We start from the raw sequence: 20,910 nt of genomic DNA on the forward strand, positions 1-20,910 counted from the left end.
TTCAAAGAAAATCCTTTTTCAATGAAAACGGGCAACGCAGTCTCGCAGATTATGCTTTACGCCAGCTGATCCACCCCTGCTTTATTTAGCTTTTAGCGGCTTTCGCTACAGCGTTCATCATTCTTTGAGGATTGATCGGCTTTACAATAAAATCAACTGCCCCTGCGATGATCGCCTCTTTAACCATTGATTCCTGCCCCATGGCAGAGGAAATTAGAACTTTTGCTTTCGGGTCGTATTGCTTTATTTCTTTTGTAGCGGTGATCCCATCCTTATTCGGCATGGTGATATCCATCGTAACCAAATCCGGTTTCAATTCCTTGTATTTTTCCACAGCGTCATTTCCATCAACTGCCTCACCAATCACCTCATGCCCGAACTCTTCCAGCATTTTCCGCAAAGTCATGCGCATAAACGCAGCATCATCCACAATTAAAATTTTCATATTATGCTCACTTCCAATCTATGAATTTATACATTATTGATCATTCGGTTGATGCCGGCCACTTCCAGAATTAATTCCACACGGCCGTCCCCTAAAATTGTAGCCCCAGACACTCCATTGATTTTTCCTACATATTTTCCTAATGACTTGACGACAATCTCTTGGTTGCCCTGAAGTTCATCGACAATCAAAGCAATCCTTTTTTCTCCCACTCCTACGATAACAACGGGCAATTGCCTGTTGCCCGGATCTGTCCGCGGAATTTCGAGCAAATCATGAAGCCACACGACAGGTAATACCTGCTCCCTGACGACCACAATCGATTTGCCTTTAATTGTTTGTATTGTATCAGGATGAATCCTGACAATTTCAACGACATTGCTCATTGGTAAAATGAAAGTTCTGTCAGCCAATCGGATGATCAATCCTGTAATGATGGCCAACGTCAAAGGCAGTTTGATTTTAAAAGTAGTGCCCTTGCCGAGTTTTGTGTCCAATTCAATAATTCCGTTCAAGCTCTCTATATGGCTTCGGACGATATCCATCCCGACTCCCCGGCCAGAAACATCACTCACTTCTTTAGCAGTGGAAAAACCAGGACGGAAAATGAGGTAAGCAGCTTCATCATCAGTCAGCTTTTCGGCTTCCTCAGCACTGATGACCCCTTTCTTTACCGCTGATGCTCTCATTTTTTCAGGATCTATCCCCGCTCCGTCATCCTCCACAGTGATGACTACCTGATTTTCTTCATGGCTGGCAGTAATACGCAATACTCCCTTGGGAGGTTTATTGGCTTTTATTCGGTCTTCTTTTGATTCAAGCCCATGGTCAACAGCATTTCGAATCAGGTGAATCAAAGGATCGCCGATTTTTTCAATGACTGTCCTGTCCAATTCCGTTTCTTGCCCTTCAATGACAAGGTCTATGTCCTTATCAAGTGTTTGTGCAAGGTCACGGACCATCCTAGGGAATCTGCTGAACAGCTGTCTGATCGGAAGCATCCGCACTTTCATTACACTTTCCTGCAGTTCCCCGATTACTCGAGCGACATGATCGGAAACCTGTATCAGATCATCAACGGTATCATCTTCCGTATAACGATTATGGAGTAACCCGCTCACTTGGCTGATTCTTGTTTGGTCAATGACGAGTTCACCCACCAGATTCATCAGGTGCTCCAAACGGCCTACATCCACTCGGATAGTTTGAGCCTGTTGCCGACCTTGGGCCGGCTTTTTCTCTGCCGCTTTTGACGGTCCGGGTTTACCGGCAGGCTGCACTTCTTTTTCCTGGGGCTTTTTCTCCTCTTCAGTTGACTTTGCAGCTATAGCTGTTTTTTCCACTGCTGTTGCTGAAGCAATTTCACCTGCGGCAGTCTCCTGTCCAAAAACATTTACGGCGACCTGATCCACATCAGTCATCGATTCCACAATGTCTAAGATTTCCGTTTTGTTTTGTTGTGTCGCAATAAGGAATTGGAGTTTAGCGTAATCTTCTTCTTGATTTTCTTGATGATCAAAGTCCGGTACGGATTGAATAATTTCGGTGCCGCCAGATTCCAGCTGATTTTGAATTAAAAAAGCACGTACTGACTTCATCTCGCATTCATCCGAAATGTTAATATCCAGCTGAAAAATGTTCAGTCCTTGCTGTATAAAAGAATCTGCCTTTGATTGAAATTCTGCAGACAGCTTATTACGGGGAGCAGTTTCCTCTTTCTGCCCGGATAGTTTACCGCTGGAAAAACTTTGCACCTCTTCAATGAGCGGAGTGATATCCGTCCTTTCCTCCTGCCCCGAAACAATTTCATCCTTCAATTGCTTTAATTCATCCAGGCATTTGAATAATAAATTAGTCAAATCATGGGTGACTGTCAATCTGCCGTTTCGGACATGATCAAGCAAATGCTCCATTTCATGGGTCAATTTCGTCATATCCTCGAAGCCCATCGTGGCCGAAGAGCCTTTCAGTGTGTGCGCAGCGCGGAAGATTCTCTGAATGACTTCCGGTGACTCGCCTTCCTGTTCCAGAACAAGTATCTCCTGGTCGATAATATCCAGCTGTTCATCCACCTCGTCAATAAAGACTCCCAAAAACTCACTCAAATCAAATGTATCCATATTTTTTCACCGCCTATTGCTGGAGAACTTTATCCAAATTTAGTATACTGACCAGTTCCTCATCTACATGTCCGATCCCGGAGAAAAATGACCCTTTTATATCTCCAAATGTTTCGGGTGGAGGCTGAATATCTGTAAACGTGGTCACTTGGCTGACATTGTCGACAACAATGCCAATCATTTCATCTGTATATTTCACGACAACAATACGAGTATCTTTTGAATACTCTTCCTCACTCAATCCGAACCGATGGCGTAGGCTGACAATCGGAATGATCCTTCCCCTGAGGTTGATGACCCCTTTTATATGGGCTTGGACATTAGGTATTTTCGTAATTTCCTGCATTCGGATAATTTCTTCAATATCATGAATTCTGATGGCATATTTTTCGGTACCTACACCGATGGCAACGTATTGTTCCTGCCTTACTTCCCCCATATTTCTCACCTGCTTTATTTTTTTCGCCGTTTACAGTTCACCCCCAATTGAGCCATTGGGGGTGAATGTAACGTCACTTGATTTTAAAAGCTGCAACCGATGCATTTAATTCTTCTGCCAAATCGGTGAGCGATTGTGCTGTAGAAGCAGTTTCCTCACTGCTTGCAGTCGCTTCCTCAGTCGCAGCGGAAATGCTTTCGATGAACGTGAGAACTTCTGCCGACTGTGCCGCTTGTTCTTCGCTCGCTCCGGCAATTTCCGTCACTTTATTTCCTGTATCATTTACCATTTGAATAATATTTTCAAAGGCGACGCCTGACTGTTCAGTAAAGGAACGTCCTTCCCTTACAGATTTGACACTAAGCGTCGTAATTCCCTGCATCCCTTTGATAATCTGAGTGATTTGTTTCGTTGCCTCACTGCTTCTTTCCGCAAGTTTACGGACTTCCTCTGCAACAACGGCAAACCCTCTTCCCTGGTCTCCTGCACGGGCCGCTTCAATCGCTGCATTGAGGGCTAAAAGGTTCGTCTGGTCAGCAATATCATCAATTACTTCGATAATTTCTCCAATTCTGTTTGACTCATGTTCCAGTTTGGAAATCTGTTCATCGACGATGTTGGCACCCTCCACCGAAGAAAGAACAACCTGTTCCCCGGCCTGCGCTATTTGAACCGTCTTGTTCGCAAGTTCCGCTGCCTGCTCAGTATTTTGGGCGACTGCATTGATCGCATCAGACAATTCCCTGAACAGCTCGTTCATCGTCTGAGCGGCGTTCGCCTGATTTGAGCTTGCGCTGGCAATTTCATCTGTGCTTGCAGAAACCTGTGCAGAGGATGCCGACAGATTTTCAGCAGCGCTCAATATGTTTTGAACTGTGGCCCTCAAATTTAACACCATCGTATTGACAGACTTGGCTAGTATTCCGACTTCATCTTTCGTCTGGATATCCGCTGTTTCGGTCAAATCACCGTCAGCGACTTTTTCCACAAGACCCACGACCTGTCTTAGAGGGCGGACAATAACCCTGGAAGTGGACAGCCCCATGGCAATACTAAAAAGAAAAATAAAAATGATTACCGTAATCATAGTCACTTGCGTATTTGAGAACATCTTCTCCGCATTTTTATGTTCTTGTTCGGCCATGCCCCGCCCAGATTCCTTCATCTGGTAAAGTATCTCAAGCAACTCATTTTGATGTGCTAGTAAATCTCCACCAATATAGCTTTTATAATCTTTTTTCTCATCAATGATTTCATAAATAGACTTATCATATGCTTCTTTATATGCAGCCCAAGCTGGACTAAAGTCATCCAAAAGCTTTTTTTGATCTTCCGTCAAGGCAGATTTGCTATACATTTCTAAATTTTTATCAATGTCAGCTCTGATTTTATTAACCTCATTCATGAGCTCTTCACTTGAATTACTAGTATTCGCATCCCGCCACTTAACTCTCAATTCCTGGAAGAGAAATCTGGTATCATAAATATAGTCCATCGGCTGCATTCGTTCATTGTACATGTCATCTATGCTGCTATTCATTTTGCTCATGTTGTTTAATCCATATAGATTGACCCCAATCTGAATGAAAGCGATCAAAATAAAAACAGATATGATTTTAGTTGCTGTTTTTAAATTGTAATACCAGTTAAAAAACTTCACTCTTGGACACTTCCTCATTATTAAGTTGTATTAATTTAAAGCTTTTTGCACATCGACCTGCTGCAATAAGGTCTGTAAATTCAGCAAAGCGATCGTTTTATCATCGTGGTGGTATACTCCGTCGATCCATTCACTTTGCGACATGTGCGGCGCAGGGCTGATATGTTCATCTGATAAAAACATGACATGGTCAACCTCATCCACTACAAATCCAAACTCTTGGCCTTTGGTCTGTAAAACAATCATTCTTGTTTTTGAATCAATTGTTTTTTCTTCTTCAGAAAAAATCCGGTGGAGACTGATAATAGGAATGATATGTTCTCTCAGATGAATAACACCCAGAAACTCCTCACGTGAGTTGGGCACCCATTTGACAGTCTGCATCCGAATGATTTCCGAAACATCATGAATCGAAATGGCATAAAGGTTTTGATTAATGGCAAATACGACGTATTGTGCATCTTGCGAACCCAAGATATAACTTCCTCCTTTCAATTGAATTGATCATACATCTTCGTCACTGCATCAAGTGACTGTACAAGTTTCACGGGACTTTTGATTCACCGCCAGTTTTTTTTGTTAAGAAATAGGATTCTTTATTACTATTTTCATAAATGACCGATATAGTTTTTATCGGCATATGTATGATTTTTTTTATATAAGTCATGGAAAATTCACTTTTCAGCATATTTAAAGCAAGCAAGACTAAAGCCCCGATCCAAGACCAGGGCTTTTATGTCTGATAATCAATTTATTTTAAAAGATGCAACCGAAGCGTTCAATTCCTCTGCCAACTCTGTTAGTGCATTTGCGGTAGAAGCTGTTTCCTCACTGCTTGCCGAAGCTTCTTCTGTTGCAGCAGAAATGCTCTCAATAAACGTCAGCACCTCAGCCGATTGTGCCGCCTGCTCTTCGCTAGCTCCAGCAATTTCCGTTACTTTGTTTCCTGTATCATTCACCATGTTGATAATTTCTTCGAAGGCTTCGCCAGATTGCTGTGTAAAGGCCAGCCCTTCTTCTACGGATTCTACACTTTGATGTGTATTCTCCTGCATCTCCTTTATGATGGTGGTGATCTGTTTTGTCGCTTCCCCGCTTCTTTCTGCCAGTTTGCGCACTTCATCCGCTACAACGGCAAACCCTCGACCTTGGTCTCCCGCCCGTGCAGCTTCGATTGCAGCATTCAATGCCAATAGATTCGTTTGATCCGCGATATCATCAATCACTTCGATAATTTCCCCGATTCTATTAGAATCCCGTTCTAATCTTGTCATCTGCTCACTGACAATATTGGCTCCTTCAACGGAAGAAAGCACCACTTTCTCCCCATCCTGTGCAATTTTGATCGTCTTGTTCGCAAGTTCCGCAGCATGTTCGGTGTTCTGTGCCACAGCGTTAATGGCGTCAGACAATTCCCTAAACAGCTCGTTCATGGTTTGGGCTGCGTTCGCCTGGTTGGCACTTGCATTAGCAATCTCATCGGTGCTTGCAGACACCTGCTCGGAGGAAGCCGAAAGATTTTCTGCTGCACTTAAAATGTTTTGAACTGTTGCTCTTAAGTTTAAAACCATTGAATTGAAGGACTGCGCCAGTTTTCCAACTTCATCTTTTGTTTTGATATCGGAAGTTTCGGTCAAATCCCCTTCAGCAACTTTTTCCACCAGATTCGCCATTTCATTGAGCGGACGAGCAATGACTCTTGTAAGGATCAGCCCAAGAAAGATACAAAACACGAATGTCAGAATTGAAATGGTAATTAAAATGGTTGTTGTGTTGGAATACAACTTCCCTGAATCTAAATATCCTTCGTGATTGATATCCATATCAACTGCCTTGATTTCTTCAATATAGTTAGCTACTTCCTCATGTGATTTATTTAATTCTGAATCATATTGTTGAAAACTTCCTCGGTCAGTGGAAATTGCTTGGATTGCATTATCATATGCTTTATTATACTCATTAAAATTCGAGGTGAATCCCTCGCGAAATCTTTTCCCTTTTTCCTGTATTTCCTCTCCGAAATCCAAATAAGCATCAGCATAGATGTTAACATTTTTTTCAATATCCTGTCTCAAGCTCTTTATTTCTTCTAATTTTCCTGAATTATCCGCCTTTGCATCAGACATTGCAATGTCTTGCCAAATAGTCTCTAATTTATACAAATCAATCTGGGCTTGTGTAAGATGACTCATAGGTACTAACGTTTTTTCATAGGTCATCCATACGTTGCTATGAATTTTCTTCATGCTAAGCATTGCATATATACTTACACCGGCGAGTATTACAGCCACTAATATAAAAGCTGATAACAATTTGAATGATGTTTTTCTATTTAGGTACCAACGCATAATTTAACATCCCTTTATTTTTAAATTTTCACTTCTCTTAGCATGCTTTTACTAGATGTTTAAAACTTATGCTGACTTGAAAACTGCCACGGAAGCATTCAACTCTTTCTGTCGAATATATCAGATTCTTTATTGGCTTCTTTCAGTAGATTACTATGCTTTATATAAACCTCCTTACCCACCAACATTTTCCAATAGTAGAACAATTCCGCCTTTACTTATTAACAGCCGTCCTTACCTCTATCCATTTTATTTTTTCTAGTATTTGTTAAATCCTCATGACTATAGAACGTCCTTACTATCATTATCTTTATCGGTATAAGGAAGTGTTTTTTAATAAATGACAGATATTTTGTTCATAAAATATAACAAAGCCCCGGTAAACAACCGGGACTTTTGAAAATGTTATTCAATTCACCTTGAAAGATGCTACTGACATGTTCAATTCTTCAGCAAGTTCCACCAAGTTTTGCATAGTTGCTACTGTTTCCTCGCTACTTGCTGTCGCTTCCTCTGTTGCAGCCGAAATACTTTCGATGAATGTCAGAACTTCCGCTGATTGTGCTGCCTGTTCTTCGCTTGCACCGGCAATTTCTGTTACTTTGTTCCCTGTCTCATTAATCATATGAATAATTTGTTCAAAAGCTTTACCTGACTGCTGTGTAAAGGAGGCCCCTTCTTCCACTGATTTAACGCTCGTTATTGTAGCTTCCTGCATTTCCTTGATAATGGAAGTAATCTGCTTCGTCGCTTCCCCGCTTCTTTCAGCAAGCTTACGGACTTCATCAGCGACAACCGCAAAACCTCGGCCTTGGTCTCCTGCCCTTGCAGCTTCGATCGCCGCATTCAACGCCAATAAATTCGTTTGGTCCGCGATATCATCAATCACTTCAATGATTTCTCCAATTCTTTTAGAATCTTCTTCCAAACGTGCCATTTGTTCGCTGACTAGGTTAGCCCCTTCCACGGAAGACAGAACAACTTCTTCTCCGTCCCGTGCAATTTTTATCGTCTTATTCGCAAGTTGAGCAGCTTGTTCCGTATTCTGGGCAACTGCGTTGATCGCCTCTGATAACTCTCTGAAAAGTTCATTCATCGTTTGGGCAGAGGTCGCCTGATTGGCACTGGCACTCGCAATCTCTTCAGTGCTTGCTGATACCTGCTCTGAAGATGCCGACAAATTTTCCGCTGCACTTAAAATATTTTGGATCATTCCCTTTACATTGGCAATCATATGATTGATCGATTGCGCCAATATCCCAACTTCATCTTTTGTCTCGATATCAGCCGTTTCTGTCAAATCCCCTTCAGCTACCCTCTTCATCAGTTCCGCCATGTTATTTAGGGGACGGGCAATGATTTTTGAGAGAAAGAGTCCAAGGGCAATACAAACAGCAAGTGTTAATATTACGATCGCAATCATCGTTTTTATTGTAACGGAATACATACTTTCAGATTTAAGGTGTTCCTCTTCCGATATGGACATATCCACCTCCCATATTTCATCAAGATATGTTGTTAACCTGCTGTGGTATCCGTTTAATTCAGCATCCAGTTTTTTGAAGCTGCTCCGATCTTTTTTAACTTGTTGGACCGAATCGTCAAAAACACTGTTGTATGATTCAAAATCCGACATGAATTTGTTAAAAAATTCTTGAGCGTCCTGCTGTGCTTCTGGAGACTCATTCTCGTAGGAATCGGTATAAATTGTAATATTTTCTTCAACTTTCCCCCTGATGTTTTTTATTTCTTCCATCTTTGTATCAATATCCGCATTTGAGTCTGCAAGAGCAATATCACGCCAGGCGATTCTTAATTCCAAGAGCTCATTTTTGGCAACAGCCATGTTTTCCATTGGCTTCAACGCCTGTATATACATATCGGAACCAATGGTATTAACTTTTTTTAAATTCGTCATTGCATAGATACTTACTCCTGCGAGTATAATTCCTATAAAAATAAAAGCAGATAATAGTTTGAACGAAGTTTTTCTATTGATAAACCAACGCATTCTACCACATCCCTTTACTTAAAATCCTTCCATGTCCATTCTTGGGGAACGGTCTATTAAATAATGCGGGCTGCTCTCACAAACTCTTGGAGCAGTATGCCGCAAATGATTCATTCTCCAAAATAAAGTTTCTAGCACCGCATACAAGGCCAGAGGATTTGTCTGTTTCACAATGTCATCAGTGTCATCCATACTTTTCCAATCCTTGGAGTCCTAATCCAGGATGGCCATTCGCTTACTGACTACGTGGACCTTCCGCAAAAGACAGCACTTCTTTTTACCCCGTCATGGTAACCTGAATAGTCTTATTCGAAAGTTCAGCCGCTTGTTTCGTAAAATTGGATACTCATAGCTCGCTTTATTCCCTGAACAGGTCGTTCAACGTTAGGGACGTTCGCCTGGTTGGTATTGGCACTGCAATTTCTTCCGGTATTGCTGAAACTTGCGCGGAGGGTGTCTATAGGGACCATGCTTTATATTGAAAAATCATGATTGGCAGACTGGGAAAGAGTACCCCTTTCATCCTTCGCTCGATTATCAGCCGTTTGCCAAGTCACCTTCAGGGTAGACCCATGCATTCTTAACACCCCTCAACTTGCGTAAACCGCCAATTCGCATTCCCACTTTTCCAGGCTATGGAAATTACGATATTTTAAACGCTGCAACGGATGTATTCAGCTCTTCTGCCAAATCGATCAGATTTTGCGTTGTTAACGCGGTTTCTTGGCTGCTTGCTGTTGCTTCCTCGGTAGCGGCGGAAATGCTTTCGATGAATGACAGCACTTCTTCCGATTGTGCAGCCTGTTCCTCACTCGCCCCCGCAATTTCTGTCACTTTGTTGCCTGTTTCGTTGATCATCCGAATAATATTTTCAAAGGCCTCTCCAGATTGCTTCGTATAAACCAACCCATCTTGCACCGATTTTACACTGTGCGCAGTATTCTCCTGCATGCCTTCGATAATTGAGGTGATTTGTTTCGTCGCCTCCCCGCTTCTTTCAGCAAGTTTTCGGACTTCGTCTGCAACTACAGCAAAACCTCTGCCTTGTTCTCCGGCTCGGGCAGCTTCGATAGCAGCATTTAATGCAAGAAGATTCGTCTGATCTGCAATATCATCTATAACCTCGATGATTTCCCCAATTTTGTTGGAATCGTCTTCCAAGCGGGATATCTGCTCACTGACAAGATTGGCTCCTTCAACAGAAGACAAAACCACTTTTTCTCCGTCCTGTGCAATTTGTATGGTCTTGTTCGAAAGATCAGCAGCTTGCTCTGTATTCTGGGCAACGGCATTGATGGCTTCAGCCAATTCCCTGAACAGCTCATTCATCGTTTGGGCAGCATTCGCCTGATTGGCACTGGCGCTTGCTATTTCTTCAGTACTTGCGGATACCTGCTCCGAAGATGCCGACAGATTTTCCGATGCACTTAAAATATTCTGGATCATCCCTCTGATATTCATGACCATTCGGTTGACTGATTGAGCAAGAATTCCAACCTCATCCTTCGTGTCTATATTTGCCGTTTCCGTCAAATCTCCATCAGCAACCTTCTCCACAAGTCCGACCAAACGTTTGAGCGGCCGGGATATGATACGGGAAATGAAGAATCCGAAAGCAATACAGATGGCAAGAGTGATAATAACACTTGAAAGTGTAATGATTTTAGCTGTCGCATGTGCATTGTCAGCTTCCTCTTTTGCCCTGTCTGCTCTTTTCATATCCGATTCAACCAATTGGTTCATGATGCTAAGCAATTGGAGCTGGAGATTATTAAAGTCCCCTCCCATATAGGATTTATAGTCCCCTTTCCCATTGATAATTTGCTGGACCGATTCATCATATTTGGTGCTATATTCTTCCCACACTTTATCATAGGTCTCCAGCAGCCTTTCCTGGTTTTTGTTTAAAGGCCTGTTCCTGTATAGCTCAAAATAATATGTAATTTCTTCCCGTAGTGTGTTGACATCCATCAGCAAGCCGGCTCTTTCGTTCGGTGAGTCAATCAAGTTAATGTCCCGCCATTTTAAACTTAATATTTGGAAATTATTTCGTGCCTGTGACATGTATTCAATGGGTTTCAGGCTTTCATCATAGATAAGGTCTAGATCATCATTGACCTTTCCCAAGCCGGATAGACCAAAGTATCCGGCACCAGCCTGTAGTAATGCGATACATATAAAAGCGGATATAAGCTTCGTCGCTGTTTTAAGATTTAAAAACCATTTTAATCGTTTCATTAAGGCTCACCTTCCTGTTCGTGATGTTTTCTTTATTCACTTTAAAGTCGATTCACAAAAAAACCCCCAAGAGGGGTAAAAGAATTTGGTTGTTCATTCTCATTCAATCCGATTATAATCGCACCTCTAAAAACTATGCCATTGCCGCTTCGTTCAATTGTTCAGCTGATGATGTAACAACGGATGAAGCATTTTCAATTTCATTGATAACCGCAACGAGCTGATCCATTTGTTCCTGCACTTTCATATTCGTCGTGCTGTTTTGCTGGATGGACTGGGCAATATTCTGAAATGCCTCATGAGTATGCTCAGAAGTTGCAATACCTGACATCAAGGCTTCTTCAACATGTTTCAGCGATTCTATCACCCGCTCCTTATATAGGTTGGAGTTGGAAATCAGTTCATGGATTTGAGAAATGGAATTTTTCGTTTGTTCTGCAAGGCTTTGCACTTCTTGAGAAAGCACGGCAAAGCCTCTTCCATGTTCGCCTGCCCTTGCAGCTTCAATAGCGGAATTCAGCGCCAATATGTTTGTCTGTTCTGCAATATCTTGAACAATGTGGATGACACTGGAAATTTGATCGGATGATTCACCGAGGCGGTGGATGCTTTCGATCATATCCCTCGAATACTTGTCCATGACACTGATTTTGTCCAACAATTCCTTCAGTTTGTTTTGGCCCTCGTCTGCATAATTTTTAGCCAAAATCGCTTGTTCATTGCTTTCAGTTGTCGTTTGATTCACTTCACGGATATTTGTGCTCAAAGTGACGACTGATGCCTGGGTCTGTTCGGCCAGAGCAACCAGTCCTTCACTTACAGAAGTCATTTTGTTTTTGAGATAGACTTTCCCCTCTTCAAACTGAGCATTTAATTTTTTCATATTTTCCCGTTCATAAGCTTCAAGGACGATCTGCTGTTCCAAGCTTAAGATTTTATTGACAGCGGAAAGGACAGCTTTAAGCTTTCTTCTATCTTTTATGTCCTTAAAGGCCAAATTAGTGATCGTATCGTGAATGCTTTGAAATGACCCCATATACCATGCGGGCTCTAATCCGATCTCATAGTGGACCTTTGCGATTTTCAAACGCTTTTCTATAAAGCTTTGATCAATATTCCCTTCGAACATCTCAATAATATGGACCCTTAATGTTTTCCTTAGCCGATCGACAGTGGAATGCTCATCAATGATGACTTTTAAGCTTTCAACATTCATAACAATCGTATAGAAATCTTCTACCAACCGATCGATATTTGCTTCTATCAAAGGTTGGATACTTTTGAGGAGCTTCATATCTTTGTCAGAAAGATGAATCATGCTTATTTTATCCAATATGGAAGCATCCTTTATTTTGGTCTCCAATTTCATATTTCCTGCTTCGTTGAGATTTACTACCTCATTGAGATTAAGTTCAGCTTCCTTCTTTTTCGACTTGCCCAGTCCAAAAAAACTCATGTGTCGTCCTCCTCTTAGCCGATTGCGTTTATAAAAATATTCCTTCTTTTCGTAATGGGTCTAAAATCCCGTTTTATCTTTATTCGCATCTACAACTGTATGTATCGGCTACTTTTTGACAATCTTTATAGAGAATTATGAATATCTCCATTTGTACAGCATCAAAAAGTCATAGGTTTAAATACCTACACCCATGGTCTGGGACACATATCAAACGTGCCTTCTCTCTTTAGAGTAAGATTGTTCCTATAGGTTTATCCATAAATTGTAATTTTGCAAGGATACATCAAACTTTATCTCTTTATTTATTTCTTTATTATTTTTTAGATACAGAGTAAAAATTTTAATATCACTTATTGCCTGGGTAAAAGATATAATTTTAAATTGCTTTGATTGGTGATACTTAAGATACTGAATCAACGTTTCTTCCTTTAAAAAAAAGAGATAGTATACGTCTGTATTTTCAAGCAGAAAATGAAAAATTCTATTTAACGAATCATACTCGGGACTGTGAACGGGAATATTCTTAAATGGAAACTGTGATGACAGTATACTAAACCTGTCATATTTTTTTATTGCTGACATCTGTAACTCCTTAATCCTATACTGGTATTGTTCTGCTAGAGTGCAAGAGAAACTAGATTAATAGGCAGTTCTTTAGAACAGCCGGTTTTCCGAGAAAATATCCTTGAGCAATCGAAATACCCAATGCTTTTGCCACTTGGAGCTCCTCTTCGACTTCCACACCTTCTAAAATAAGCTGACTTTTTGTTTTTTCACAAAAATTTTTAAAAACCGAGATAAACTCCTGCTTTTTTTGGGACTTATGTAAATCTTGTGCAAAGTAGCGATCCAGTTTTAGGTAATCAGGTTCAAATTCAATAATAGATTCAACGCTTGAGTAACCTGTTCCTATATCATCCATTGCTATTAAGAATCCGTCCCTTCTAAGTTCAGATAGCCGCTTTTTAAAACTGATCACATCTTCAATAATCTCAGATTCAGATATCTCAAGGACTACTCGTTGATGATCCAGATTGGAATCAGCCAAAATTCGGTCGAGAAAAGACGGGAAACTTGAATTTAAAATCGTCGACGGAAAGATATTTAAAAACAATCGGCCATATTCACTCGTTGAACCTGCCATACGGAAGCTTGAAATGGCTTTTTGGATAGACCGGGAATCCATTTCATAAAGCTGGTTCTCTTTTTTGGCCATTTGGAAAATAATTTCGGGATTTGGATATGCCTTTGTTCTTAACAGTGCTTCATATCCAACCTTTCTACTTTTCTCTAAATCGAAAATTGGTTGAAAAAAATGAAAGAACTGCTCCGTTTGGACAAAGCTATTAATCGACAACTTCATACCACCCTTCATCAATACAAAAAAGGCAGGCCCAGGAAAAAAGGGCCCACCTATAGAGTCCAATTTCCTTTGGTAACTCGGCCACCATAGTCATAAAGCCTTAGGTCCGTAGCTTTGCGTCCTTATTTTTCAATAAGTTTGCCTTTATCTGGAAAATAATGAATTGATTATCAATGCTATTATAACAAAACACAACAAAATTCCTAGTCTTTTGACAAAAATCTGTGATTTTCCCAAATCCTTTTGCATGAAATGAACTCCGGATACACGGCATTTTTATCTACCAATAATAAGAAATAAATAAAATTTCTCATAAAAAAATCCCAGTTATTAAAAAACTGGGAAGGTCTTTAGAACTATTAATTTTTTAAAAATCCTTTTGATTGCAGGAATTCCAGCATATATGTCCTGCGCGGTTCAGACAGGAAGGCAGCCATGGCGTCTGTCCACCCGCTGTTTTTATTGTTGGCGGAACGATTGCGGTAATATTCTTCCATGGTCGAATCATATTCTTTAAGAATCTTTTCATATTTGCTTGCATCATATGTATCTTCATGTAAAATTGCATCCACAGGAAGGCGTGGCTTCACTTCGTTCGTTTCTTCAGGTACACCTATTGTCATGCCGAACAGTGGGATGACATGATCCGGCAGTTCCAACATCTCGCTAATCAGCTCCGGATTATTCCTAACACCTCCGATATAACAAATGCCATATCCTTTCGATTCAGCAGCCACAACAAAGTTTTGTGCAAACAGTGCCGTATCTATAACGGCAACCAGAAAGCTTTCCGCTGCCCCGGCCAGAATCTCTTTTCCATGAAGAGACGCTGCGTACTCCAATCTCTTCAGGTCTGCACAAAAAACAAGTGGCAAGGCGGCTGAATCATATTGTTTACGGTTTTTCGACAGCTCTGCCAGCTTGTCTCTTTTAACCGGATCCTTCACCCGTATGACGGAATAAGCTTGGACAAAATTGGAGCTGGCCGCATGCTGAGCAGCATGAAGCATTTCATGGAAAGTTTCGTCCGAAATCGGCACATCTTTATATTTACGGACTGAAGCGTGCGATGTTAATAAATCCAGCATAATATCTTCCTTTCAAATGGTTCATTATTTTCATCATATCAAATAATAAAAGGCATTGAAATCATCCACCTTCGGTAATCCCCAAGAATATTATTCCCAGCATGACAATTGCTATCATGAAATATTGCCGGATGGTCAGAACTTCTTTCAAGAAAATTCGCGATAAAATCACCGAAAAAATCCCATGTGCAGCAATAAGTGGTGCAGCAATTATTGCATTTCCTGCCATTGCGAACACATAAAAAAATTGACCTGTCGTTTCCAGTATGGCAGCCAATCCTTTATCGTGTTCTTTAAAAATGACGAATGATTCCTTCCTGATTATTTTTACATAAAGGTAGGAAAGGACTGCCGCAACGAGAAAGGTGAACTCATATGCCAATAGAGCTGAGTCTTCACTGATTAGTTTCAATTCATCCAAATATATCCCGTCCGCAAATGTTCCCAAACCATCAATCAAACTGTATAGAATGGGGAAAGTAATGGCTAACACACCAATCTGATACTTCTTCTCAATGATTTCATTACTCGCCTGTAGAGCTGCCGTGTCAGCCTGCCTCTCCATAATAGCAAGCCCAATCACACCCACTGTCACGACAATAATTCCTGAAATTTCTATAAAACTCATTTCCCGCGGAAAAAATATAAATAATAAAAGCGCACTGACGGCTCCAGAAGAGTTTTGCACAGGTGCAGCTATCGACAACTCAATATACCTTAATCCTATGTAGCCGATAGTCATCGACAAAATGTACATGGCCGAAACCGGAAAATATCTGACCATATCAAAAGGATCGAAACTGACTCCTTTAATCAACATATACAGAACGGCATGAATACCCATGACAAAACCAACCATTGTCACAATTTTAAGGTGGCTGTATTTGTCACTGCTGTCAGAGCCTTTCTTGTAAAAAAGATTTGCTGCTCCCCAGGACACAGCTGTTAATATAGAAAAAATAAACCACATGATGTCATTGATCTCTCCTGCCTGTTAATATAGTTATTCTGCTGGAGGTATGATAAATCCGAAACAAGAATAGCTGAAATTTCTTTTGGGGGTTCGTGACGATTCATCGGCGAAATCAGCAGAAAAAAAGCGCCTAACCCTTGTATTTAGGGTTAAACGCTTCTTTTCAGTAGTGATTCCGACTGGGTTCGAACCAGCGACCTCCACCCTGTCAAGGTGGCGCTCTCCCAGCTGAGCTACGGAATCAAAAAACAATATCAAGTCGACAATTAATAATATATAACAGCTATCAAATAATGTCAACTATTATTCTTAAATTTTTTAATGTGCACCACCCTATGAAGGTCAAATGTATTCCTCAATAACCTATCTTATCTTGCTATAAAACGCTATATATTAAAAAGCCCGGCGCTGAACGGGCTTAATTTTTCATAGTGTATGTTATTATATCCTCCCGATTCCTCCACAATCGCCAAGGTTGTTCAAGGACCAATTGACAAGTCCTATTCTCTATTTCATTTATATTGATATAGGACTGGATCCTTAAAGGATTTTCCTAGTTTACTATTGTAAATCAGAATATCCCCCACCAAAATATTTTTTTATCGAAGGTTTTGTAAATTGAAGATTCCGATTTCCTTATATCGGAAATATCTCTTTTGGATCAGGCCCATGGTGATTGCTTGAAAGTAAAAGATTCATCCCTACTTTTCATTAGTTAAAGTTAACTTTCCAATCTTGTCACATTCCAATGCAAACCAAATGGTTTCACCATCGACACTAGAAATACCATGCGGTTCAGCATTTGCAGTTTGAATTGGATATTCCTCAATAACTTTATTGCTTGTCAACCTTCCTATTTTATTAGCCCCCCATTCTGTAAACCATAAATCCGTTCCTGATCCAGCAATAATTGCATGAGGCTGAGCATTTGGCGTTGGAATTTTGAATTCAGTAATTTCTCCAGAGGTAGTTATTCGCCCTACTTTATTACCGATAATTTCTACAAACCATAGAGCATCATCGTTTCCCTTTGTAATACCTACCGGTCCTGATGCAGGTGTAGGAATTTTAAACTCCGTAATCTGTCCATCTTCTGTAATTCTACCAATAGCATTATTTTGATTTTCTGTGAACCACAAGGCATTATCTGGCCCTAGAGTGATATAAGAAGGGTAAGAACCTTTATTGGGTAGCTCATATTCACGAATTTTACCGTCTTCCGTAATATGTCCAATACGGTTTCCATCCATTTCTGTAAACCATATATCTCCATTTGGCCCTTCTGTAATACCAAAGGGTTTTGAATTTGGGTAAGGCAATGTATGCTCAGTAATAATCCCCTCTTTTGTAATCCTTCCAATTTTGTTTGCTGCATTTTCAGTAAACCAGACATCACCTTCTGAAGATACTGTTAAACACAACACTTTGGCATCTGGTGTCGGCAATGAGTACTCTGTCATTTTTTCATCTACATCGATGCAAATTATCTTATTTGCTTTATGTAGTGTAACCCAGACTTGCCCCTTATCTGAAACAGTTATTCCGTATGGCCCCGTATCTTGGTTGGCAAGATTTAATTCTTGTAATTTATATTCCACTCTAACCCCTCCGTGTTTTTTAAAATTAAATTTTAAAACAAAAAGCTCCTATCTCGTTTTTAGAGATAGGAGGAAATTTAACACCAATTATGACTTAAATAGGCTTTCGGGTACAAAAGTCTAATTCAAAGTCAAAAAAAGCACATTTCATTCATCCTATCTCAGAAAAAGTCGATAAGCAAATAGAGTCCATTCCAACGATTGTGAAACTGAACCCAGGGCTAAAATATCGAGTTCTTTCAAAGTTAGAATTATATGATCATGTACTTTTATTCACCCTTCGGTTATTGATTTATTTAACCGTAAGATATTTATTGTGAAAAGTCAAATAATATTCCAACAAAATTGAGGATTTCTCTGTTTTACAAAGTATCCCATTATCTGGCCCTATAATCATTTTCCCTTCGTACAATGATAAAATATGCGATATCCTTTCTCGTTCTATTTTCAGAATGGTGCTTCCTTCTGTAGTTATCGTATAAATTTTTCTCAGATCCGAAATTCCAACAGGTTCAATCCAAGCATGTTTATTCAAGTTTTCAATTGCACTGTATAATGTACCAGCCGCTAAAATAACAGTACCATTACTTATTTTTTCTATCTACTGCATTACGGCATAGCCGTGGATAAGCCCCTATTAATGGAGTAAGTAACTTACTTCTATTAGTCGGTGAATTAAAAAATTCAATCAAACTTATGGGGTTTAAGCAGATCTACTGCTTCCATAACAACTGTAGGATGAAGTATCGGTATCATATGTCCTATATTTGGTATTACTTGTAACTGAGAGTTAGTTATTTCATTTATTAATCTTTTACCTTGTTCAATCGTTCCAAACGGGTCCTTTTCGCCTACTACAACTATAGTAGGAATATCTATATTTGAATAAGTAGAACTTATCTTTTTAGAAGTTTTCGGGAACTCCAAGACATCTTCACGATTAGCCTTAAATTGGTCAGGTCTAAATCCTAAAGCAATGGTTTCTTCTAGATATTCCTCGGGTGCATTTTCTGGGAAAAATGTTGAATTTACAGTACTTTTAGCCAAACCTTTACCTAAAGCTGTTCTCAAAAGTGTATTTAATATAAAATCTCCCGCAATTGGTGTTGTGACTATTTTAGATAGTGCATCTCCATTTTCTGCTGGGTAGCCTTCTTTAAACATAGCTGCTCCCAACAATACAATCCCCGCTACTTCTTCTGGAAATTGCTGTGCATAAGAAAGTGTCATCGTTCCACTCCATGAATGACCAACAATGATAATTGGTTCATCTACTCCTATTTCCTTTAAAGCTTCACGGATTAGTGCTGCTTGAGATATAGGTGTCACCTTTCCTTCTGGTCTATCACTGTAGCCATAACCTGGACGGTCAAATGCCAATCCCTGATATCCCTGAGAAGCTGCCAGATGAAGCACATCTTTATAATCATTACCAGAAAGCATTGCTCCGTGTAGGAACACAATTGGCTTACCCTCTCCTTCTATGTAGTAATGTAGTCTTACACTATCAACAGTAACGAATTTTCCCTTTGGTGGAAAGGATTCTTCTCCTTTCTTCACCTCAACAATGTTATAAAAATATAAACCTAAATACATTAGTAAAAGACTAGCAAAAAAAATAATAAGCATTTTTTGATATCCTCTTTTCATTTTATCTACTTTAACTCCCTTTTGTTTATACTATCAATACACTATTAACATACTTAATAGTATGTTAATTATTATAAAAAACCCGCACTTTAGATTACGGATCTTTTTTTTGGAGCTATTCCATCCCAAAGAACATTAGAAATGGTTTCAAAGATGGGGTTTATTTTAAAATGTGTTGGATCAATGATGTATTCTATTAAAATTCCTTTCATAAATGCATCAATTGTAACGCTAAGAGAGTTCGGGTGTAACTCACTTGAGACAAGACCTTTTTTTTGCATTTCATGTAAATAAGTTCCTACCCCGTCAATTATTTTCCCATGTATCGATTGTAGCTTTTTTTGAACTTCAGGCTCTCTATTTGCGGCAACAAACTCGAGGAAAAGTCTCGAAGACCCATCATTTATTTCAAAGAAGTTAAACTGAGTTTTGAGCCAATCTGTTAGTGCAGTTTTGGGATTGCTTGTAGAAAGCATTTTTTCAATTTGCGATGGTAGAATTTGAAGCTGTTGTGTTAAATGATGTTCTAATATGGCTAAAAATAAGTCTTGTTTACTGGAGAAATGCCAATAGACTGCTCCCTTTGTTAATCCTGCATCAGATGCAACTTTATCTAGGGATGCATTCCCATAGCCTTGTACAGAAAATATTCTTGTACCTGCTTCTATGATTCTTGTCCTAGTATCTTTAAAACCCTCTTTCATATTTGATTGTTTTTCCTGTAACCAATTCCTCATACCTTCCCTACCACCAAAATGTCTTCTAACAGCTGTCCAATGAACACCAGCTAATTCGGCAATTTCAGCAAAAGTAATTTGATCGAAAGGCTTTGATTCAAGTAATTTTTCTGCAACTTTATAGATTTTCTCTTGAACAGACAAATTTGCACCTCCATAATCTCCGACATTTATTTCAGTATTTTGTAAACATACTTATAAGTATGTTTACAAAATACTTTTTACAATGTAAAATGTCAAGCATTTTCCACTCTTCTTCCATGTTATAACCCCGCTTTATTTAAATAAACCTACTATGCCTTCATCTTAAACAAACGTAAAGTTTAAGTATACTTCTACACAAAATCCATTAACGTTACTTTAATGGAATATTATATGGCTAGAACATTTTAAGCATCGCAATTGTAAATGTAACGGCTTTATTTACATTTAAACAACTGTTACTCAACCGATTGGTCATTATCTGCTATTGGTGAGACCAAAATACTAAATCCTACATCTCCATAATCCCACATTTTCACCCAAGGATAAGTCCCTTTTGGTAAAATAAAGGTTCTTTCTTCAAGATAATTAATCGGTTCCTTATCGCCAGTGTATCCATGAAGGAATGTGGCGGGATGAATATATTTGAAACATTTAAATTTCATCTTTTCTCCCCATCAATGGATTAGACACGGCAACGGCTTTAAGCAGGTTTGTGTAGTATTTGTGCAATGTATAAATATTCAAGGTGATCTTGAAGTTGTTTGAAAATATAAAAAGGCGCCAACTCCTTAATATA

The 20,910-nt window shown here is 39.6% G+C and carries 16 protein-coding genes, 1 tRNA gene, 4 pseudogenes and 1 riboswitch; all 21 genes and pseudogenes read right to left on the bottom strand.

What is annotated here, in order from left to right; all coding sequences use genetic code 11:
• Positions 1-85: 85 nt before the first annotated feature.
• Positions 86-445 carry a response regulator gene (locus C509_RS0102705; RefSeq protein WP_018705366.1) on the bottom strand — a complete coding sequence of 120 codons (360 nt, stop codon included), beginning with the start codon at positions 443-445 and terminating at the stop codon, positions 86-88.
• 26 nt (positions 446-471) lie between these two features.
• A complete protein-coding gene (locus C509_RS0102710; protein ID WP_018705367.1) occupies positions 472-2,565 on the bottom strand; it encodes a chemotaxis protein CheA in 2,094 nt (697 codons plus the stop codon).
• A gap of 13 nt (positions 2,566-2,578) precedes the next feature.
• Positions 2,579-3,004 (bottom strand): chemotaxis protein CheW, encoded by a 426-nt coding sequence (locus tag C509_RS0102715; RefSeq protein ID WP_018705368.1) that lies wholly within the window; start codon positions 3,002-3,004, stop codon positions 2,579-2,581.
• Positions 3,005-3,077: 73 nt separating this feature from the next.
• The gene (locus C509_RS0102720; RefSeq protein ID WP_018705369.1) at positions 3,078-4,664 is read right to left on the bottom strand and encodes a methyl-accepting chemotaxis protein; all 1,587 of its coding nucleotides are present in this window, start codon (positions 4,662-4,664) and stop codon (positions 3,078-3,080) included.
• A gap of 30 nt (positions 4,665-4,694) precedes the next feature.
• Entirely contained in the window at positions 4,695-5,138 is a 444-nt protein-coding gene (locus C509_RS0102725) for a chemotaxis protein CheW (RefSeq protein ID WP_018705370.1), read from the bottom strand.
• A gap of 272 nt (positions 5,139-5,410) precedes the next feature.
• Positions 5,411-6,364, bottom strand: a pseudogene (locus C509_RS27420) (methyl-accepting chemotaxis protein); the annotation flags it as partial.
• Positions 6,365-6,502: 138 nt separating this feature from the next.
• A pseudogene (locus C509_RS27425) lies at positions 6,503-7,012 on the bottom strand (MCP four helix bundle domain-containing protein); the annotation flags it as partial.
• Positions 7,013-7,421: 409 nt separating this feature from the next.
• A complete protein-coding gene (locus tag C509_RS0102740) occupies positions 7,422-9,023 on the bottom strand; it encodes a methyl-accepting chemotaxis protein (protein WP_018705373.1) in 1,602 nt (533 codons plus the stop codon).
• 18 nt (positions 9,024-9,041) lie between these two features.
• Entirely contained in the window at positions 9,042-9,215 is a 174-nt protein-coding gene (locus C509_RS25950) for a hypothetical protein (protein ID WP_018705374.1), read from the bottom strand.
• Between the two features lie 450 nt (positions 9,216-9,665).
• Positions 9,666-11,261 carry a methyl-accepting chemotaxis protein gene (locus C509_RS0102750; RefSeq protein ID WP_018705375.1) on the bottom strand — a complete coding sequence of 532 codons (1,596 nt, stop codon included), beginning with the start codon at positions 11,259-11,261 and terminating at the stop codon, positions 9,666-9,668.
• A 133-nt stretch (positions 11,262-11,394) separates the two neighbouring features.
• Complete coding sequence (locus C509_RS27165) at positions 11,395-12,717, bottom strand: globin-coupled sensor protein (RefSeq protein WP_018705376.1); 1,323 nt, start codon at positions 12,715-12,717, stop codon at positions 11,395-11,397.
• 637 nt (positions 12,718-13,354) lie between these two features.
• Positions 13,355-14,077 (bottom strand): EAL domain-containing protein, encoded by a 723-nt coding sequence (locus tag C509_RS0102765; protein ID WP_018705378.1) that lies wholly within the window; start codon positions 14,075-14,077, stop codon positions 13,355-13,357.
• 74 nt (positions 14,078-14,151) lie between these two features.
• A riboswitch (cyclic di-GMP riboswitch) is annotated at positions 14,152-14,236 on the bottom strand.
• A gap of 206 nt (positions 14,237-14,442) precedes the next feature.
• Positions 14,443-15,171 carry an oxygen-insensitive NADPH nitroreductase gene (gene nfsA, locus C509_RS0102770; RefSeq protein WP_018705379.1) on the bottom strand — a complete coding sequence of 243 codons (729 nt, stop codon included), beginning with the start codon at positions 15,169-15,171 and terminating at the stop codon, positions 14,443-14,445.
• 61 nt (positions 15,172-15,232) lie between these two features.
• Entirely contained in the window at positions 15,233-16,141 is a 909-nt protein-coding gene (locus tag C509_RS0102775; protein WP_018705380.1) for an EamA family transporter, read from the bottom strand.
• 173 nt (positions 16,142-16,314) lie between these two features.
• Positions 16,315-16,387 (bottom strand) — tRNA-Val (locus C509_RS0102780).
• 272 nt (positions 16,388-16,659) lie between these two features.
• Positions 16,660-16,843 (bottom strand): annotated as a pseudogene (locus tag C509_RS26845) (hypothetical protein); the annotation flags it as partial.
• Between the two features lie 2 nt (positions 16,844-16,845).
• The gene (locus C509_RS0102785) at positions 16,846-17,742 is read right to left on the bottom strand and encodes a Vgb family protein (RefSeq protein ID WP_018705381.1); all 897 of its coding nucleotides are present in this window, start codon (positions 17,740-17,742) and stop codon (positions 16,846-16,848) included.
• Positions 17,743-18,142: 400 nt separating this feature from the next.
• Positions 18,143-18,343, bottom strand: a pseudogene (locus C509_RS26850) (PadR family transcriptional regulator); the annotation flags it as partial.
• A gap of 83 nt (positions 18,344-18,426) precedes the next feature.
• On the bottom strand, positions 18,427-19,392 hold the full coding sequence (locus tag C509_RS0102795) for an alpha/beta fold hydrolase (protein WP_245542415.1): 966 nt from the start codon (positions 19,390-19,392) through the stop codon (positions 18,427-18,429).
• An 89-nt stretch (positions 19,393-19,481) separates the two neighbouring features.
• The gene (locus C509_RS0102800) at positions 19,482-20,273 is read right to left on the bottom strand and encodes a TetR/AcrR family transcriptional regulator (protein ID WP_018705383.1); all 792 of its coding nucleotides are present in this window, start codon (positions 20,271-20,273) and stop codon (positions 19,482-19,484) included.
• A 296-nt stretch (positions 20,274-20,569) separates the two neighbouring features.
• A complete protein-coding gene (locus tag C509_RS0102805) occupies positions 20,570-20,776 on the bottom strand; it encodes a hypothetical protein (protein ID WP_018705384.1) in 207 nt (68 codons plus the stop codon).
• Positions 20,777-20,910: the final 134 nt, after the last annotated feature.

Source organism: Siminovitchia fordii DSM 16014 = CIP 108821, assembly GCF_000374565.1.
GTDB classification, from domain to species: Bacteria; Bacillota; Bacilli; order Bacillales; family Bacillaceae_C; genus Siminovitchia; species Siminovitchia fordii.

What these genes read in the sequence shown, in the direction of transcription:
- C509_RS0102715 (WP_018705368.1), bottom strand. Translation starts at nt 3,004, where the DNA reads ATGGGGGAAGTAAGGCAGGAACAATACGTTGCCATCGGTGTAGGTACC.
- C509_RS0102805 (WP_018705384.1), bottom strand. Translation starts at nt 20,776, where the DNA reads ATGAAATTTAAATGTTTCAAATATATTCATCCCGCCACATTCCTTCAT.
- nfsA (WP_018705379.1), bottom strand. Translation starts at nt 15,171, where the DNA reads ATGCTGGATTTATTAACATCGCACGCTTCAGTCCGTAAATATAAAGAT.
- C509_RS0102705 (WP_018705366.1), bottom strand. Translation starts at nt 445, where the DNA reads ATGAAAATTTTAATTGTGGATGATGCTGCGTTTATGCGCATGACTTTG.
- C509_RS0102775 (WP_018705380.1), bottom strand. Translation starts at nt 16,141, where the DNA reads ATGTGGTTTATTTTTTCTATATTAACAGCTGTGTCCTGGGGAGCAGCA.
- C509_RS27165 (WP_018705376.1), bottom strand. Translation starts at nt 12,717, where the DNA reads ATGAGTTTTTTTGGACTGGGCAAGTCGAAAAAGAAGGAAGCTGAACTT.
- C509_RS0102750 (WP_018705375.1), bottom strand. Translation starts at nt 11,261, where the DNA reads ATGAAACGATTAAAATGGTTTTTAAATCTTAAAACAGCGACGAAGCTT.
- C509_RS0102795 (WP_245542415.1), bottom strand. Translation starts at nt 19,392, where the DNA reads ATGAAAAGAGGATATCAAAAAATGCTTATTATTTTTTTTGCTAGTCTT.
- C509_RS25950 (WP_018705374.1), bottom strand. Translation starts at nt 9,215, where the DNA reads ATGGATGACACTGATGACATTGTGAAACAGACAAATCCTCTGGCCTTG.
- C509_RS0102740 (WP_018705373.1), bottom strand. Translation starts at nt 9,023, where the DNA reads ATGCGTTGGTTTATCAATAGAAAAACTTCGTTCAAACTATTATCTGCT.
- C509_RS0102710 (WP_018705367.1), bottom strand. Translation starts at nt 2,565, where the DNA reads ATGGATACATTTGATTTGAGTGAGTTTTTGGGAGTCTTTATTGACGAG.